This window comes from Foliimonas ilicis (genome assembly GCF_039939195.1).
Classification (GTDB): Bacteria; Pseudomonadota; Alphaproteobacteria; order Rhizobiales; family Rhizobiaceae; genus Foliimonas; species Foliimonas ilicis.
Map to the genome: position 1 here is coordinate 364,485 of NZ_JBDUUH010000004.1, position 18,176 is coordinate 382,660.

Below are 18,176 nucleotides of genomic sequence, written 5' to 3' on the forward strand. Positions count from 1 at the left end.
GTTCCCACTTTTGGGAGACATGCTTAGTTCAAAGGTCTAATATTCCCGCTCATAGAATATACCACCTTTGGCTTCGCCATCGTCGGCCGCCTGCCCTCTGAGCTTCACGCCGCGCCCGACATTGAGGTCGATGGTCGCCTTGCCGGAGCCGGGCTTCTCACCCTTTTCGAGCGTTATATAAGTGCGATCGTTGAGATATTTGCCTGCCGCAACGGAGGCCGCTCCCGTCTCGTCGGTCTTGACGTCCAGATCATCGACCCCGAGCTGGTTGCGAAGCGTGGTGAGAAGCGAACTTGAGCCGCCGACGCCGGTTAGCTGTGCGGCGGCATCGGCCAGTTGCGCGATCTGCAATGGCGACAAATTCGACATGGAGCGTCCGAAGATGAGACGTGCCAGAACCTCGTCTTCCGGCAGAACCGGGATCGACTGGAAGGAGAATTTCGGATTGTTGGCCGGACCGGTGACGAGAACCGTCACCGTCGCGTCGGTGGCCGACGATTCCGCCGTCATGTCGAGGTAAGGCACCAGCGAACCGGAGAATCCGAGCGTTCCTTCGGTGAAGTCCAGCCGCTTGCCGAGGATCGACAGGCGTCCGCGACGCAGCGTGAACTGGCCGACAGCCTCAGGTGACGAGACAGGCCCGGTGAGCCGGAGATTGCCGCCAAGCTCGGCATCGAGGCCGCGTCCCTGCACGAAAATCTGCTGCGGAGCATTGATCGCAATATCCAGACTCAGCCCGCCGCCATTGCTGCCGGTCGCTTCGGCCGGGTTCAACGCGCGGTCCTGCGCACGCACCGCGGCGGGTGCATTCTTGTGCTGCACATCCAGCGCCTGCAGCGATGCGGGCAGCCTGTCCGGGACGGTGACGATCGTTTTTCCGAGATTGATCGCACCGGAAATTGCCGGGGCGGATACCAGCGGGCCACTTATCTTGAGATCGGCGCCGAAATTGACGGTAACGACCCGCCCATCCGTATAGCGGCCTTCGACGACACGGATGGTAATGTCCGCCGGGAAACCCTGCGCCGCGTCGATACCGACCGTGCCGCCTGCAGTGATCGTTCCGCCGCTGGAGATCGTGCCGGTCAACCTGCGGATCGTCGCAACGCCGTTATTGATTGCCACATCCAGCGCCAGATCGTTGACGGCAATGCCGTTGGCCGCCGAGACGAACCGCGCACCGGACGATTGTATAGTGCCGCCGATGACGGGCGCAGTGGCCGGGCCGCTGACGGTCACATTGACATCGGCATTGCCGGTCAATGCCATGCCCTGTGCTGCCAACTGGCGTCCGAGGAAGCCGAACGGCACCCTGCCGGTGAATCTAAGGTCAAGCTGCGGTGTACCCGCAATTTGCACTGCGCCGCCGCCAGTGATGTTCAGACCCGATGCGTCGCTGGCCGTCGCGTTGAAGGACAGGCGGTTGGATGCGAATGTGCCTTTAGACACGATGCCCAGAGCACCGATACCGGCAGCCCGCGTCTGCGATGTGGCAGCCCCGCTCCAGTTGGCATCATAGGCCACCGAAGGCGCGCTCGCCTGCCCCGTTACCTTGACCGTGCCGGAAAGATTGCCGCCCGCGTCGAGACCGGGTGCAAATGCATTTGCCAGCGCGACGGGAAGATTGGAGAGAGCCACATCGAGATTGAGCGTTTCGCCTGCGGTACCAGAAACGGTTGCCGTGCCGCCGCCGAGATTGAGCGCCAGCCCTTCGAGCGCGGTGCGCCCATCCTTGATGCGAATGGTGGACGCCCGTGCCAATGCAGCCCTGATACCTTTAACGGTGGCTTCCGCAGATGCGAGTTCGATTGTCGTCGTGCTGTCTGCAAGCTGAACGCGTCCCGCCGCTTTTGCGGGAATATCGTTGACGGTCGCGCCGCCATTGAAGCCGGTCCACGAACCGTCCTGGCGCAATGCGACATCGACATTCTTCACGATGGTCCCGCCGGAATTGACCGTGGCAGCCTTGATCGTTCCGGAAATTGCGGGCGACGCCATGAAATTCGAAACGAGCGCATCGATCGCGACATTCTGGACGCTGAGTTCACCGCGCGTGATTTTGGCGGTGTTGGCCGTAACCTTCACTTCCGGCGTTTCGCCATTGCGCGTGAAATTGATCTTGCCGCGAACGTCACCTTCCGCCGTTTCCAGCGCAAGTGCGGCCAGCGGGCCAATGTCGGGAAGCTCGAAATTGACCTCGCCGAGAGGCACGAAACTGTCGTCGAGAACGAGATCGCCAGCGATGCGGTTCTGACCGAGCGAAAGCGTCAGTCCGTTGATTTCGCGCCTGCCATCCGTGGTTTTCAAAATGGCGCGGCCATCGAGCGTTTCGCCGCCGACAGTGCCGGAAAGCGCGACATCCGCAGCCGGGTTCGCAAGATCAGCCTTGCCGGACGCGGTGAGCTTCAGGTTGCGGATTTCGCGCTGCGCCGCCTCGATCGTATCGCTGGTCACCGTCAGGGCGACGTCCGGTGCTGCAAGCGCGCCCTTCGCGCTCGCCTGAAAAGCGATTGCGCCCGTCGCATCCGGTGCCAGAAGTCCGACATCGGCGAGCGCGCCCTGAATTTCAGCGTCGAGCGCGCCATCGGCAAGCTTCGCCTGACCGCTCGCCGAAAGCTGGCCGGAGGACAGTTCGAGCGAGTCTGCGGCGATGTTGCCTTGCGCGTCACGATTGAGCGACGTGGAAATGACCGTGCGCTCGCCCAGCACGCCGCGTGCGGCGGCAGGCAGCGCGGCGGACGCCGCATCGGCTTTGACGTTAAGCGTGATCGAGCCGTCCGCCAAAGAAACGCGACCGTCGAATGCACCTTGAAGTGCATCGCTGCGGAGCGAGCCGCTGTCGATGACCACCGTGTCGGAGATCGGGCTGTCGGATGAACTTGCCGAGAGGCTGCCGCTGAATTCCGTAGCGATACGCCCTGCAATCAGCGGAGCGATCGTTGGATTGTCGAAGCCGATACGGGTTGCCGTTGCGGAGCCGGAAATCGGGCCTGTCCGGTTTTCGATATTGAAGGCGTCCGAATGGAACTTCACTTCGATATTTTCGACCTTGGTGTCGTTCGTCGCGACCGAAGGCAGCGTCAGCGAGACATCGAGTGCCGGTTCGTTTCCTGCGCCGAAAGCTCTGAGCGAGCCGGAGCCGATTTCGATGTCGAGCGGGCTTTCATCACTGCCGAGCGAAAGCGGCACCGAATTGCCCTTGGCATTGAACTCAAGCTTGAAATCGCTGGCACCTTCCGGGTTGACCGTGCCGGATGCCGTTCCTTCCAGCCCGTCGCTCGAAATATTCGCGCGTTCGATGGAAACGCCGCCCGAAGGCGTCAGCGTCGCAGCAGCGTCAAAGGCGGTCTGCCCGGCAAGCAGAGGCTGGAACTGCGCAGGCACGAAGCGCATGAAATCGCCCTTGCCCTGCGCTTCGATCGCCCTGCCCGCTTCAGTCAGCCTGTGACGGCCCGAAAGGCTAGTGATGACATTTCCATCGACCGAAAAACTGCCCTCGCCAGCCCAATCGGCCAGCGGGCCGGAGCCTTTCAAGGCAACATCGACGGAAGGCTGTCCCGGAAGTTTAAGCAGATTCGCCAGAATGCCACCCGCAGGCTCGGAGCCGGTTACATCTACGTCCAGCTTGTTGTCGTCCGGCGCAAAAGTCACCTTGGCCTGAACACTGCCTTCGGTGCCGTCCTTGCGCGCAATATTGAGGTCGGTCTGGATGCGCATCGGCGAGGCATCGACCATGGCCGAACCCTTCGCGCCGAGTTCCGCAACGCCGCCTGCAATGTCGGGGCCGAGCGCGATTTCCGGCAGATCGATGTCGCGAAGCGCCAGCGACACAGGCAGTGAAAACGAGCCGCTCGTCTCGGTTTCCGCCGGTTTGCTCTCCGGCGTGCGGGCCATTTCGATGCGCTGCGCGAAAATACGGTCCGCACTGAACGTCTTCGAGAGAAGTGCAAGCGGCGACCAGTCGATCTCCGCGCCGCGTACGACAAGCCACGGCCCTTTCGCATCTTCGATGACGAGTTGATCGAGCCTCAGATTGCCCGACCAGATACCGTCGATGCCGCTGAGTGCAATCTTTTGATCCGGTGTCGAGGCAAGATCGGAGATGATCCCGGCCAGGTTTTCGCGGCCTTTTCCGGTCAAGGTCAGCACGGCAACCGCGCCAATGGCAAAAGCCACCACGACGAGAAGCGCGTAACCCAGAATCCGGAAGAGTTTTTTTAGCAAAACCATAAGCGTTCGATCTGGCCCGTGTCAGAAAGACTGGCCAATGCCAGCGTAAAAGCCGAAGCTTGGATCGTCCGGCCCCGGATTGAGCGGAACGGCTGCGTCAACGCGCAACGGTCCGAACGGTGTGAGATAGCGCAGTCCGACGCCTGCGCCAGCTTTTACATCGGAAAAGTCGGGCGTCTGCTTGGTGGACACGGTGCCGACATCGACGAAAGGCACGATACCGATCGTCTCGGTTATGCCGATGCGCAGTTCGGCGGAAGCTTCAGCATAGGAGAGACCGCCTGTCGGTTCTCCGTCTGGCCCTTTGGGTCCGATGCCTTGATAGGCATAGCCGCGAACCGAGCCGCCGCCGCCCGAATAGAACCGCCGGTCTGCCGGAACTGCATCCAGACCCGCACCGAATATCGACCCGACGGCAACACGCCCTGCCGCCACGAAACGCGCATTCGTGTCGAAGGACTGGTAGGCAGACGCTTCGCCGCGAAGTTTCACGAAGGCAGCGCCCGTCAGAATATCGTAGGTCGGCTCGCCATAAGCCAGAACGCGGAAACCCTTGGTCGGGTTAAGACGGTTGTCGCGATTGTCGTAAATATACTGGAGAGGCGTGCTGACGAGCAGGAATTTCTTCGGCCCCGTACCGGCAAGACGCGTAAAAACATCCTCGATGCGCGAATAATCCACCGCAAGTTCGGCAGAAACCGTCTGCGTCTTGGTCAGTTCATAGGAAACGCCGGTGCTGGCCTTCACCGAAAAACGGTCATAGGCGTCGGGATGCTCGTAAACGGTCCTGAGCCCGGCAAAGAATTTGGATGCAGGCCCGATAACGCCCGGCTTCTCGAACAGAATACCGGCATTATAGTTGAGCTTGTCGATGGCTTCCGCCGCGCCAATCCTGCTGATGGCACCTTCGATACGCAGTTTTTCTGCGCGCCCGAAGAGATTGCGGTGGCCCCAATAGCCTTCGATGCCGAAGCCTTCGGTGTTGGAAAAGGTCGCACCGGCACCGAAATAGCGCAGTTTGCGCTCCGTTACTGTCACAGCGATGGGGATCTGCCCGTTCGCATCGAGGCTTTCGGCTTCGCGAAGCGAAACGCTGTTGAACACGCCGAGCCCCGTCAGCCTTTCGCGGGCATCCTCGACTTCTTCCGGCGAATAGGTGCGGCCACGCTCGAGGCCCGTCATATATTCTGTGAAATCGCGATCGACCGTTTCGGTGCCCTGAACCGTGGTCGGTCCATATCCGGCAATCGGCCCGGCAGCGACATTCAGCGTCACGTCGAGCGTGCTGGTGTTGTGGTCTGCAACGACTTCACGACCGGCAATCTTCGCCAGCGGACGGCCCTCGTCCTTCAGCGCGCGCACGATCAGCCCTTCGGCCTTCAGGATTTCGAGCGAACCGGCATTGCCGCCGGAAACCAGGCCGTAATCGACCGCTGACAGATTGGCAGCATCGCCTGCCAGCCTTATGTCGCCGAGCGTGAAGACAGGCCCCGGCTCGACCGTCACCGTGACCGGTATGGGCTGCGCCTGCGTGAATTCGGCATCGGGCGGCAGATCATCGATGGATTGCCCGGCAATCGAAACCGTGACGACGCCTTCATAGCGCGCCTGCTCGTAAAGTGCCGCGACCAGCAATTCGCGCTCGCTGCGCGCCTTAGCCATGAGGCCGAGAGAGCCCGAAACGGGACGCTCTTCGTCCGCCTTCAGGCCGGAAGCGTTTTCAATCGTCTCTTTTATTTCGTCGTCGCCAACGACATTGATCGTCACGGAATAGCGGAGCGGATCGACGATATCGGCGTCTTCGTCCTCAGCGGACTCGAAAATCTTGAAACCGAATATCTCTAATGCAGACGCCTTCGGCGCCCCCACGAGCATGACCGCCGAGCAAAGCAGGGCAGACATCGCGACGCGTAGGAAAGCATCGTCAGTCGTTTTGCCCCCAAAACCCTGCGACTTTTTCAACTGCATTATTTCAAGCTAACGCCAAAAGCTAAAATTGGAATGAAGTTTTCAACCGCTTCTAAACGGTTAGACAGTGATTTTTCATGAAGTGGTGAACAAAGAGTGAGCGCCATTTCCGTACTCATCAACAATCCCGGATGGATTCGAGTACCATGTCGCGCCGGGCGAGGCCAACATTTGTGGCCCCCAGCGGTCTTACAACCAACGACTGTGGCATGTTGACAACGCTCCGCTCTTTCGGATCATACCCTCCGGGCAAGGTGGATGCCTGTGGAGGAATCTAAAATGCGCGCGCTTCGTGTTTTCTGCCTGCTGACCTTCAGCCTGTTGTCTCTTGCCGGCCAGGCTTTCGGTGCCGAGACGAAAAGTATCGTCACGAAGAATGACAGCGATTATTTCGGATTCGACCTGCGATCCGAGCAGAACGTCTCCATCGACCAGTGCAAATCCATCTGCCTGGGCGATTCCGGTTGCCGCGCCTTTACCTACAACCCAAAGGCCAAATGGTGTTTTCTGAAATCGGATTTCAGCACGCTGAAGCCGTTTTCCGGCGCGATCGCTGGCAAAGTCGTGACCAATAGCGGCGATCCCGACATCGGCGCACCGGATGAACTGTCCTTCGTACCGGCCTTCATCAATGTGGAAACGCGCGAATTCCGCCGGTTCTTGACCGGGCAGGCCGTACCGGAAGGCAGCGACGGCCTTGCAGCGCTTATCGAGGCTGGCGATTTCGCCAATCTTTCCAACGATCCGCGCGACGCGGAGCAGAAATTCCGCGCCGCAATCGCGATTTCGCCGGACGACGCGCGGCTGTGGAATTCCCTCAGCGAAGCGATCCTCAAAATCTCGCCGAGCGATAATGAGCGCGCAAGGATGCGACAGAACGCGACCTCCGCGGCGCTGAACGGCTATCTGATTTCGCGAACGGCAGCGACCCGCGCCGAAGCGCTCGCATTCCTCGGCGACAGCCTCGACGGACGCGACATTTCCCGCCCCGCCATTCAGGCCTATCAGGCAAGCCTCGCTCTGGTGAGTTCGGCGGAAGTCCAATCCCGCTACGAGGATTTGAAGGCACGCAAAGGTTTCCGCATCGTCGACCATTCCATCGATGCCGACAGCGCGTCACCGCGCGTCTGCGCCCAGTTTTCCGAGGATCTGGTCAAGACCGGCGTGGATTACGCACCCTTCGTGACTGTCGACGGTGCTGCCCCGAAAGCCGTAGAGGCCAAGGACAAGCAAATCTGCGTCGAAGGTCTGGAGCACGGCGAGCGTTACCGTGTCGCGTTCCGTCCCGGCATTCCAGCCGCAATCGGCGAAGTACTCGAAGCGCCGGTCACGCTCAATGTCTATGTGCAGGATCGCGGTGCATCGGCCCGCTTCACCGGTGACAGCTTCGTGCTGCCTTCGGGCGCGCGCCGCGGCATACCCCTCGTCACGATCAACATGGAAGCCGCCGATATCAAGGTTTACCGCATCGGCGACCGCTCGCTGGCGCAGCTTTTGTCAGGCTACCAGTTCCTGCGGCAATTGGACGGTTACGACGTAACCAACGTTTCGGACCAGATGGGCGCACCGGTCTGGGAAGGCCAGATCGAAATTGCCAACGATCTCAACAAGGAAGTCACCACCAGCTTCCCGATCGATGAAGCACTGCCGGAGCGCAAGCCCGGCGTCTATGTCATGACCGCACAGCCGGCCAACGACACCAGCGACGAATGGAATTCGCGCGCGACGCAATGGTTCGTCGTCTCCGACATCGGCCTCTCGACCTATACGGGCGAAGACGGCCTGAACGTGTTTGCCAGATCGCTTGGCTCGGCCAAGTCGATGGACGGCGTGGAACTGACGCTGCTTGCCAAGAACAATGAAATTCTGGGCAAGGCGACGACGGATTCCGAAGGTCGCGCAACATTCAATCCGGGCCTGACACGCGGCGAAAACAGCATGGTGCCTGCCGTGCTGATGGCGAGCAAAGGCGATGAGGATTTCGTGTTCCTCGACATGACCCGCGCCGGTTTCGACCTTTCGGACCGTGGCGTGACGGGTCGTGCCGCACCCGGCGCACTGGATCTCTATGCATGGACGGAACGCGGCATCTACCGCGTCGGCGAAACGGTTCATGTCGCGGCTCTGGCAAGAGACGACAAGGCCAGCGGCGTCGAAAACCTGCCGCTGACTTTCATTTTCACACGGCCCGATGGCGTCGAGGATCGGCGCATCGTCGCCGAAGGCGTATCGGCTGGCGGTTATGCGGTCGAGCTGCCGCTTTCCGCCAACGCCATGCGCGGCACGTGGACGGCCCGCATCCACACCGACCCGAAGGAAGCGGCAATCGTCAGCCAGAACTTTCTTGTCGAAGACTTCGTGCCCGATCGGATCGAGTTCGACCTGACCAGCGACCGTGAGGAAATCGCCGCGGGTGAGAGCGCGGAAGTTACCGTCGATGGCCGCTTCCTTTATGGCGCGCCCGCTGCCGGTCTGGCGCTCGAAGGCGAAGTGACGCTCTCGACCCGCCGCGAATGGGATCGCTTCAAAGGCTATTTCTTCGGCCTTGCCGATGAGGATCAGGGCGAAGCAACACGCATTCCGCTGACCAATCTTCCGTTGATCGGCGATGACGGCAAGGCGCGCTTCCCGGTCGAAATCGATCAACTGCCATCGACCACGCGCCTTTTGAATGCGGGCGTCACCGTGCGCATGAAGGAAACGGGCGGCAGGGCCGTCGAACGCAAACTCGATATTGCCATCCGCCCCGAAGGCGAGATGATCGGTATTCGCCCCGATTTCACCGGCGATTCCGTCCCACAGGGCGGCACCGCGAAATTCAGCGTCATCGCCACCGACAATACAGGTACGCGGCACGCGTCGAATGGCCTGCAATGGTCGCTGGTAAAGGTCGAGCGCAATTACCAATGGTATCGCAGCGGCAATTCCTGGAATTATGAGCCGGTAACTTACACGAAGGCCGTTTCCAACGGGGCGATAGACGCTTCCGCCGACAGCGAGGCAACGATTTCCATGCCGGTGGATTGGGGCCGCTACCGGCTCGAAATCACCAGTGCCGACCCGACAGGTCCCGCCACCAGCGTCGAGTTCGACGCCGGATGGTATGTCGCGGCAAGTTCTACGGAAACGCCGGACGGTCTCGAAATCGCGCTCGACAAGGACAAATATGCGGTCGGCGAGGTCGCGAAACTGAAAATCTCGCCGCGTTTCGCGGGCGAGTTGATGGTGACTGTCGGCTCGGAGCGCCTGCTCAAGACGATCAATGTCAGCGTTCCCGAAGGCGGCTCGACCGTCGATGTGCCGGTTGATGCCGAGATGGGCGCGGGTGCCTACATCACAGCCACGCTCTATCGCCCCGGCGATGCGCAGGAAACGCGCATGCCCGCGCGCGCCATCGGCGTCAAATGGCTGGCCGTCGATCCGGGCAGCCGCAAACTCGACGTGAAGCTCGATACGGTCGAGAAGACCGAGCCGCGCAAGCCGCTCTCCGTTCCCATTCAGGTTGCAGGCATAGACGCCGCGACCGATGCTTACGTCATGGTCGCCGCAGTCGATGTCGGCATTCTGAACCTGACCAACTATACTGCCCCGGACCCGGAAAACTGGTTCTTTGGCCAACGTATGCTGGGCCTCGAATTGCGCGATCTATACGGACGCCTGATCGACGGTTCGCTCGGCACGACCGGCAGGCTGCGCACCGGCGGCGATGGCGGCTCCATGGCAACCCAGGGCAGCGCGCCCACCGAAAAGCTCGTCGCCTTCTTCTCCGGCATCGTAAAACTCGACGCTGAGGGCAAGGCAAACATCGCGTTCGACATCCCGCAATTCAACGGAACCGCCCGCGTCATGGCGGTTGCCTGGACGAAGGAAGCGGTCGGGCATGCGACATCGGACGTGATCGTGCGCGATCCGATCGTCGTCACGGCAGGCCTGCCGCGCTTCATGGCACCGGGCGACGAAGCCACCATGCGCCTCGATATCGCAAACACCGATGCGCCGGATGGCGACTATGATTTCACGGTTGAAACGACCGGCGACCTTTCGACCGGCACCGCGCCGCTGCCTGAAAAAGTCACCCTGACTGCGGGCAAGCGCCAGACGCTCAGCGTACCGCTGGTCGCGCAGACGGTCGGCGATACGAGTCTCACTGTCCGGCTTGCAAACGCGGATGGTTTGAACGTCGAGCAAGTGCTTTATCTGCCGGTGCGCCCGGCAGCACTTCCCATCACGACCCGCATGGTGGTCGATCTCTCGGCCAATGGCGGCGCATTGCGCATCGATCGCGAGCTTCTGGCCGCCTCCATGCTGGAAGGCGCATCGGTCAGCGTCGGCATATCGCCCACCGCTGCCTTCGACGTGCCCTCGCTGCTGATGACGCTCGACCGCTATCCCTATGGCTGCGCGGAGCAGACGACGAGCCGCGCCCTGCCCTTGCTCTATGTCAGCGAGCTTTCAAAGGGCCTGGGCATGAACGACGATCCAACCCTGCGCGATCGTGTGCAACAGGCGATCTACCGCGTGCTCAACTACCAGTCGTCGTCGGGCAGTTTCGGCCTCTGGTCGCCGGGTTCCGGCGATCTGTGGCTCGATTCCTACGTCACGGACTTCCTGAGCCGCGCCCGCGAGCAGAATTACGACGTGCCGGAAAAATCGCTTCTGCAGGCGCTGAACAATCTGCAGAATTCGCTGGGCTACGATCAAGACGTTCAGGGCCGCGGCAGCCAGATCGCTTATGCGCTCTATGTTCTTGCCCGCAACAAGAAAGCGTCCGTTGGCGATCTACGCTACTATTCGGACACCCAGATCGAAGCCTTCACCAGCCCGATGGCGGTCGCACAACTCGCGGCCAGCCTCGCGCTTTATGGCGACAACCAGCGCTCGGAACGAACTTTCAGTGCCGCGTTGCGGCTCGCGCAGGCAAATCCGGCCTACGACTACAACCGCTCGGATTACGGTTCGCGGCTGCGCGACGGCGCGGCGATGCTGGCGCTTGCCGCCGAAAGCCGCCCCGCGCCTTCCGTGATGCCGGAACTGGTGAAGCTCGTATCGTCGGAGCGCGAAACCAAAAAATATATGAGCACACAGGATCAGGCCTGGATGCTGCTTGCCGCTCGCGCCCTGAAAGACAGCACGAATGCGCTCAGCCTCGACATAAACGGCCAATCGCATAGCGGCGCGTTTTCAGAGGAGATGAGCGGTACGGAACTTATGGACAATCCGATGCTCGTCACCAATCGCGGCTCGGAGCCTGTGCAGGCCGTGGTCACAACGGTTGCAGCGCCGGTCGATCCGCTGCCAGCCGGTGGCGACGGCTTCGAGATCGAGCGGACCTACTACCGTCTCGACGGCAGCGAGGCCAATGTTACCGAAGTGCAGCAGAATGAGCGCTTCGTGGTCGTCCTGCGGGTGAATGAGTGGAACAGTTGGCCATCGCGCGTGCTGGTTGCCGATCTTCTGCCCGCCGGTTTCGAAATCGACAATCCCGGCCTGGTCAGCAGCGCAGACCTGTCCAATTTCGAATGGCTGGGCCGCACCGAGGCTGCGCATCTCGAATTCCGCAACGACCGCTTCATTGCCGCGTTCGACCGGACATCGGGAAACAATGAGCCGATCACGCTGGCTTATGTCGTGCGTGCGGTGACGCCCGGCACCTATGCCCATCCCGCCGCCAATGTCGAAGACATGTACCGCCCGCAATATTCGGCGCGCACTTCGACCGGCATGATGGTGGTCAAGGAGCCGTGATGTGAAAACGCTCCGCAGAATTGCGCTGTGGAGCGTCATCGGCGTTGGCGTTGGTGGGGCATGCCTATGGGGGCTTGATGCTGCTGACCGGGCTTTCCCGCCGCCACTGCCGGAAAAACTCACCATCTCGACCGAAGTCGTGGACCGCGACGGCCTGCTCTTGCGAGCCTTTGCAACGCCAGACGGAAGATGGCGGCTGCCGGTCGTTCTCGATCAGGTGGACGGCCAGTTCGTCGAGATGCTGCTTGCCTATGAAGACAAGCGGTTTCTCGACCATTCCGGCATCGATTTTCTCGCTTTGGCGCGCGCGGCGGGCCAATTTGCTGGAAACGGGCGCATCGTTTCGGGCGGTTCCACCATTTCCATGCAGCTTGCCCGGCTGATCGAGCCGCGCGAAAGCCGCAGCCTTGGATCCAAATTCCGCCAGCTTCTGCGCGCCATCCAGATCGAGCGGCGGCTGAGCAAGCACGATATTCTCGAACGCTATCTGACGCTGGCCCCCTATGGCGGAAATCTCGAAGGTGTGCGCGCCGCCTCGCTTGCCTATTTCGGCAAAGAGCCGCGACGGCTGAGCGTTTCGGAGGCAGCCCTTCTCGTCGCCCTGCCGCAATTGCCCGAAAGACGACGGCCCGACCGCAACCCGGAAACCGCAAAAACCGCGCGCGACCGCGTGTTGACCCGCATGATTGCCGCAGGAGTTCTGGGCGAACAGGAAGCGACACGCGCAGGCCGCGACGAGATAGCGGGACGGCTGGCGCTGCCCGCCTTAGCGCCGCATGTTGCGCAGGCGGCAATACGCAAAGCCCCGGACGTTCAGCATCATAAACTCACGCTCAGCAGGCCGGTTCAGCAAGGGCTGGAAGCCGTTGCCCGCAATGCCGCGTCGAAGCTCGGCCCGCGCATTTCCGTCGCGATGATCCTTGCCGATGCACGAACCGGCGATATTCTCGGCGAGGTCGGGTCCGCGAACTATTTCGACGCAAGGCGTTCCGGCTGGATCGACATGACGCGCGTTTCGCGCTCGCCCGGTTCGACACTGAAACCTTTCATTTATGGGCTCGCCATCGAACAGGGGCTGATTGCGCAGGAAACACTGATTGAGGATCGGCCCGCCGATTTTGCAGGATACCGCCCGCGCAATTTCGACATGAGCTATCAGGGCGATGTCAGCATAAGGCAGGCGCTGCAATTGTCGCTGAATGTTCCGGCAATCAGGCTTCTGGATGCAGTCGGCCCTGCCCGTCTTGCGGCGCGGTTCAGGCAGGCGGGCATCAATCTTCGATTGCCGAAGGGCGAAGCGCCCGGATTGGCGATCGGCCTTGGCGGCGTCGGCCTGTCGCTGCACGATCTGGTGCAGCTTTACACAGGCCTCGCCAACAGCGGTTCGCCGAGCATATTGCGCGACGGCACCGAACCCGATGGCATGGAAGTGCCCGATACGGGCGAGTTGCTGGATGCGCGGGCGACATGGCAGATCGCGGATATGCTTTCGGGTGTAATGCCGCCGGAAGGTGCCGCACCGCGCGGCATCGCCTACAAGACCGGCACCTCCTACGGCTATCGCGATGCATGGTCGATCGGCTTCGACGGACGCTACGTTCTGGGCGTATGGGTCGGCCGCCCGGATGGCGGATCGGTCCCCGGCCTTTCAGGCTATGTCTCGGCAGCACCCATATTGTTTGATGGATTTGCGCGATCCGGCCTTGCAACCGTCCCGCTTCCCCGCGCACCCGCCGGCGCATTGCGCCAGAAGCGCGACGATCTGCCGTTTACGCTGGCGCGCTTCACCTCCGAATCCAGTGGTCTGCCCGCTGCCGCACCAAGCGAACCCGCGCCGCAGATCGTCTTTCCGCCGAATGGCGCGCACATCGAACTTGCCGCTGCATCGAACGCAGCTTCCCCACTCGTCCTGAAACTTCAGGGTGGCCGAGCGCCCTTCCGGTGGCTGGCCAATGGCAAGCCGCTGTCGGGCATCGAGCGCCGCCGAACTGCCGCCTGGCAGCCTGATGGAACCGGCTTTTCCACGCTGACGGTAATCGATGCCGCGGGCCGCGCAGCAAGCGTACGCGTCTACGTCGAATAGCGCTTTTTCGACCCTTCAGAAGTTGGAAGCAGATTCTGAAAAATCGAGAAGACGAAAATTTTTTCTCACAGAAGCCCCAAAGCGTCATAGAATTGCGCCTGACGCGGTAAATTTGGCACGTCCGGCCGCATCCTATTTCTACAAAGTTGATAGACTCCAGTCTCGCTCAACGGAGGTAGACATGAACAGCATTAAGTCCCGAAGCTTGCTTGCCGGCCTCCTCGCCGGTGCAGTTCAGTTCGGCGTTTTTGGTTTCGCATTCGCGGATACGACCATCATCAACGTATCCTACGACCCGACCCGCGAGCTTTATCGCGAATACAATGCGGCCTTCGCCACCAAGTGGAAGGCCGACACAGGCGAAACGATCACTATCCAGACGTCGCATGGCGGCTCGGGCAAGCAGGCCCGCTCGGTGATCGACGGCCTCGACGCCGATGTGGTGACGCTGGCGCTCGAAAGCGACATCAACGCGATTGCGGATGCGACCAAGAAAATCCCCGAAGATTGGCGCACCAAGCTTCCGAACAACTCGTCGCCCTACACCTCCACCATCGTTTTCCTGGTTCGCAAGGACAATCCTAAGGAAATCAAGGATTGGGGCGATCTGGTCAAGGACGGCGTCGAAGTCATCACGCCGAACCCGAAAACCTCCGGCGGTGCGCGCTGGAACTACCTCGCTGCATGGGCCTGGGCGCATAATGAATATAATGGCGACGACGCCAAAATCCGCGAATATATCGGCGAACTCTTCCGCCATGTGCCAGTGCTCGACACCGGCGCGCGCGGCTCGACCGTGACTTTCGCACAGCGCGAACTCGGCGACGTTCTTCTCGCATGGGAAAACGAAGCCTATCTGGCAATCGATGAATTCGGCGCGGATTCCTTCGACATCGTCATCCCGCCATCCTCGATCCTCGCAGAACCTCCGGTAGCCGTCGTCGATGGCAATGTGGACACCAAGGGAACACGCAAGGCAGCGGAAGCCTATCTCAACTACCTTTATTCGGAAGAAGGCCAGCGCATCGCTGCAAGGCACCATTACCGTCCGTCCAAGCCGGAACTGGTGCCTGCAGAGGAGCTTCAGAAGCTGCCGGAACTCAAGCTGATCTCGATCGACGACCCGATCTTCGGCGGATGGCGCAAGGCACAGCCTGAGCATTTCGGCGATGGCGGCATCTTCGACCAGATCTACAAGCCGGCCCAATAAGCATGGCTTTGTCGTCCGCTCGCAAATCGTGGCGGCTTAAACATCCGAGCGTCATTCCGGGTTTCGGATTGACGCTCGGATTTACGCTGACCTATCTCACCCTCATCATTCTCATACCGCTGGCGGGCCTATTGTGGCGCTCGGCAGCACTCGGCTGGAGCGATTTTGCAGCCCTGGCCACCGATCCGCGGACGCTTAACGCGCTGAAAGTGAGTTTCGGCACCTCGCTGATCGCCGCACTTATAAATGTCGTGTTCGGCACCATCGTTGCCTGGGTTCTGGTTCGTTATCGTTTCCCCGGAAGGCGCATCGTGGACGCAATCGTCGACCTGCCCTTCGCGCTTCCGACCGCGGTCGCGGGCATCGCCCTGACCACGCTTTACGCACCGAAGGGCTGGATCGGCAGCCTTCTGGTCCCGCTCGGCATCAAGGTCGCCTATACGCCGCTCGGCATCGTCATCGCGCTCGTTTTCATCGGCCTGCCATTCGTGGTGCGCACGGTGCAGCCGATCATGGAAGAGATCGACAAGGAAGTCGAAGAAGCTGCTGCCACGCTCGGCGCATCGCGCTTCCAGACAGTCAGCAGGGTCCTCCTCCCAAGCTTGACCCCTGCAATCCTCACCGGCTTCTCGCTCGCCTTTGCGCGCGCGGTTGGTGAATATGGGTCGGTCATCTTCATTGCCGGAAACATTCCCTACGTTTCCGAAATCGCGCCTCTTCTGATCGTCATCAAGCTCGAAGAATTCAACTATCCGGCGGCAACCGCCATCGGCGCCATCATGCTCGGCATATCGTTCCTCATGCTGCTGGTCATCAATCTCATTCAGGCTTGGAGCAGGAGGCGGTACGGCTATGGCACTTGAAACACAATCGGCTTCGGCTTACGCTTTTCCCAGTGAGGGAGACGACAGCCTGGCACGCCGTCATCAAAACGCCACGACCGAAACGCCGCTTATCCGCGCCGTTCTCATGGCTTTTGCCTTCCTGTTCCTCGGCATCTTCCTCGTCATCCCGCTGGTCGCGGTTTTCACGCAGGCATTTGCGAAAGGCGTCGAGCCTTTTCTGAACTCGCTTTTCGAACCGGACGCGCTTGCCGCCATCAGGCTGACCTTGCTCGTCGCGGTGATCGCCGTGCCGCTCAATCTCGTCTTCGGCATCGCGGCGGCCTGGGCCATCGCCAAGTTCGAGTTCAAGGGAAAAGCCTTCCTGATCACGCTGATCGACCTGCCCTTTTCGGTGTCGCCGGTCATTTCCGGTCTCGTCTATGTCCTGCTCTTCGGTGCGGGCAGCGTGCTCAGCCCATGGCTCAAAAGCTACGGCATAGAAATCCTGTTCGCGGTTCCAGGCATCGTTTTGGCAACCATCTTCGTGACCTTCCCCTTCGTCGCGCGCGAGTTGATCCCGCTCATGCAGGAGCAAGGCACGGGCGATGAGGAAGCGGCACTTTCGCTCGGCGCATCCGGCTTGCAGACATTCTGGTATGTGACATTGCCCAATGTGAAATGGGCGCTGCTCTACGGCGTTCTGCTTTGCAATGCGCGCGCAATGGGCGAGTTCGGTGCGGTTTCAGTCGTATCGGGCCACATTCGCGGCTTCACCAACACGATGCCGCTGCATGTCGAGATCCTCTACAACGAGTACAACGCAGTTGGCGCATTCGCCGTCGCCTCGCTGCTGGCCCTGCTCGCTCTCGTGACGCTCGTCCTGAAATCCTTTCTCGAGTACCGCTACGGCGACGAACTCGCGGCCACCAAAAAGCATTAGGAATCAAGTTAATGGAAGTTCGCGTCGCACAAGTGCGCAAGGAATTCGACCGCTTTCCCGCACTTCACAACGTCTCGCTGGACATTCAGTCCGGCGAGCTGATCGCCCTGCTCGGGCCGTCAGGTTCGGGCAAAACAACGCTGCTGCGTCTGATTGCCGGGCTGGAACGCCCGACCGCAGGCGCGATCTATTTCGGCGATGAAGATGCATCGCTGAAAACGGTTCAGGAGCGCAATGTCGGCTTCGTCTTCCAGCATTATGCCCTGTTCCGGCATATGACGGTCGGCGAGAATATCGGCTTCGGCCTCAAGGTGCGTCCAAGCGCGACACGCCCGGAAAAGGCGGAAATTCGCCGCCGGGCGTCTGAACTTCTGGATTTCGTGCAGCTTTCGGGCCTTGAAAACCGCTATCCGACGCAGCTTTCGGGCGGTCAGCGCCAGCGCGTTGCACTGGCGCGGGCATTGGCCATCGAGCCTCGCGTGTTGCTGCTTGACGAACCCTTCGGCGCGCTCGATGCGCAGGTGCGCCGCGAACTGCGCCATTGGCTTCGCGACGTGCACGACACGACGGGCCACACCACCGTTTTCGTCACGCACGATCAGGAAGAGGCACTGGAACTTGCCGACCGCGTCGTTGTCATGAGCCAGGGCAATATCGAGCAGATCGGAACGGCCGACGAGGTCTACGACACCCCGAACTCGCCCTTCGTTTACGGATTCATCGGCGATTCAAGCGCCCTTCCCGTAAAGGTCGAAGGCGGCCAGGTCTGGATCGACGACCGTCCGATCGGGCTGACAGTCGATGATGTCCCGGAAGGTCCGGGTGAACTTTATTTCCGTCCGCACGACATCGAGCTTCTGGAAAATTGCGGTGGCTGCATCGCCGGTACCGTCATCAACTCAAGGCGCGTTGCGGGAACGCGCCGCGTCGAGCTCGAAATCGGCGGTCAACGCAAGACTGTGGAAATCGAACTTCCGGTCGACCATCCCGCTGGCCAGAAAAGCCGCATCGCGTTTCGTCCGAAGCGTTGGAAGGTTTTCCCGGATAAGGCTTAACGGCCCGATTTCAGCCCTACGTTGCCCCCCTCTGGCCTGCCGGCCATCTCCCCCACAGGTGGGGAGATTGGCTGTATTTGTCGATGGCGCTAATCCTTCAACGACTGGCGAAATCATAGAT

At 60.8% G+C, this 18,176-nt stretch carries 8 protein-coding genes; 6 read left to right on the forward strand and 2 right to left on the reverse strand.

All coding sequences use genetic code 11. The features are described 5' to 3' along the window. Positions 1–36: 36 nt before the first annotated feature. Together ABFT80_RS12120 and ABFT80_RS12125 are read right to left on the reverse strand one after the other, a co-directional pair. On the reverse strand, positions 37–4,230 hold the full coding sequence (locus tag ABFT80_RS12120; protein ID WP_347972161.1) for a translocation/assembly module TamB domain-containing protein: 4,194 nt from the start codon (positions 4,228–4,230) through the stop codon (positions 37–39). 21 nt (positions 4,231–4,251) lie between these two features. Next, a complete protein-coding gene (locus ABFT80_RS12125; RefSeq protein WP_347972162.1) occupies positions 4,252–6,198 on the reverse strand; it encodes an autotransporter assembly complex protein TamA in 1,947 nt (648 codons plus the stop codon). 279 nt (positions 6,199–6,477) lie between these two features. Between ABFT80_RS12125 and ABFT80_RS12130 the strand changes: the two genes are divergently transcribed. The 6 genes from ABFT80_RS12130 (at position 6,478) to ABFT80_RS12155 (ending at position 18,055) form a co-directional block, all read left to right on the forward strand. Beyond that, positions 6,478–11,943: an alpha-2-macroglobulin family protein gene (locus ABFT80_RS12130; protein ID WP_347972163.1), complete on the forward strand. Its 5,466-nt coding sequence runs from the start codon at positions 6,478–6,480 to the stop codon at positions 11,941–11,943. A 1-nt stretch (position 11,944) separates the two neighbouring features. Next, positions 11,945–14,026, forward strand: coding sequence for a penicillin-binding protein 1C (gene pbpC, locus ABFT80_RS12135; protein ID WP_455189920.1), 2,082 nt, complete (start codon positions 11,945–11,947; stop codon positions 14,024–14,026). Positions 14,027–14,207: 181 nt separating this feature from the next. Then, the gene (locus ABFT80_RS12140) at positions 14,208–15,236 is read left to right on the forward strand and encodes a sulfate ABC transporter substrate-binding protein (RefSeq protein WP_347972164.1); all 1,029 of its coding nucleotides are present in this window, start codon (positions 14,208–14,210) and stop codon (positions 15,234–15,236) included. Between the two features lie 2 nt (positions 15,237–15,238). Continuing rightward, on the forward strand, positions 15,239–16,099 hold the full coding sequence (gene cysT, locus ABFT80_RS12145; protein WP_347972165.1) for a sulfate ABC transporter permease subunit CysT: 861 nt from the start codon (positions 15,239–15,241) through the stop codon (positions 16,097–16,099). Beyond that, a complete protein-coding gene (gene cysW / locus ABFT80_RS12150) occupies positions 16,089–17,000 on the forward strand; it encodes a sulfate ABC transporter permease subunit CysW (protein WP_347972166.1) in 912 nt (303 codons plus the stop codon). Before cysT ends, cysW begins: the two co-directional genes overlap by 11 nt. An 11-nt stretch (positions 17,001–17,011) precedes the next feature. Then, positions 17,012–18,055: a sulfate/molybdate ABC transporter ATP-binding protein gene (locus ABFT80_RS12155; RefSeq protein WP_347972167.1), complete on the forward strand. Its 1,044-nt coding sequence runs from the start codon at positions 17,012–17,014 to the stop codon at positions 18,053–18,055. Positions 18,056–18,176 lie beyond the last annotated feature (121 nt).

What these genes read in the sequence shown, in the direction of transcription:
- ABFT80_RS12120 (WP_347972161.1), bottom strand. Translation starts at nt 4,230, where the DNA reads ATGGTTTTGCTAAAAAAACTCTTCCGGATTCTGGGTTACGCGCTTCTC.
- ABFT80_RS12125 (WP_347972162.1), bottom strand. Translation starts at nt 6,198, where the DNA reads ATGCAGTTGAAAAAGTCGCAGGGTTTTGGGGGCAAAACGACTGACGAT.
- ABFT80_RS12130 (WP_347972163.1), top strand. Translation starts at nt 6,478, where the DNA reads ATGCGCGCGCTTCGTGTTTTCTGCCTGCTGACCTTCAGCCTGTTGTCT.
- ABFT80_RS12140 (WP_347972164.1), top strand. Translation starts at nt 14,208, where the DNA reads ATGAACAGCATTAAGTCCCGAAGCTTGCTTGCCGGCCTCCTCGCCGGT.
- cysT (WP_347972165.1), top strand. Translation starts at nt 15,239, where the DNA reads ATGGCTTTGTCGTCCGCTCGCAAATCGTGGCGGCTTAAACATCCGAGC.
- cysW (WP_347972166.1), top strand. Translation starts at nt 16,089, where the DNA reads ATGGCACTTGAAACACAATCGGCTTCGGCTTACGCTTTTCCCAGTGAG.
- ABFT80_RS12155 (WP_347972167.1), top strand. Translation starts at nt 17,012, where the DNA reads ATGGAAGTTCGCGTCGCACAAGTGCGCAAGGAATTCGACCGCTTTCCC.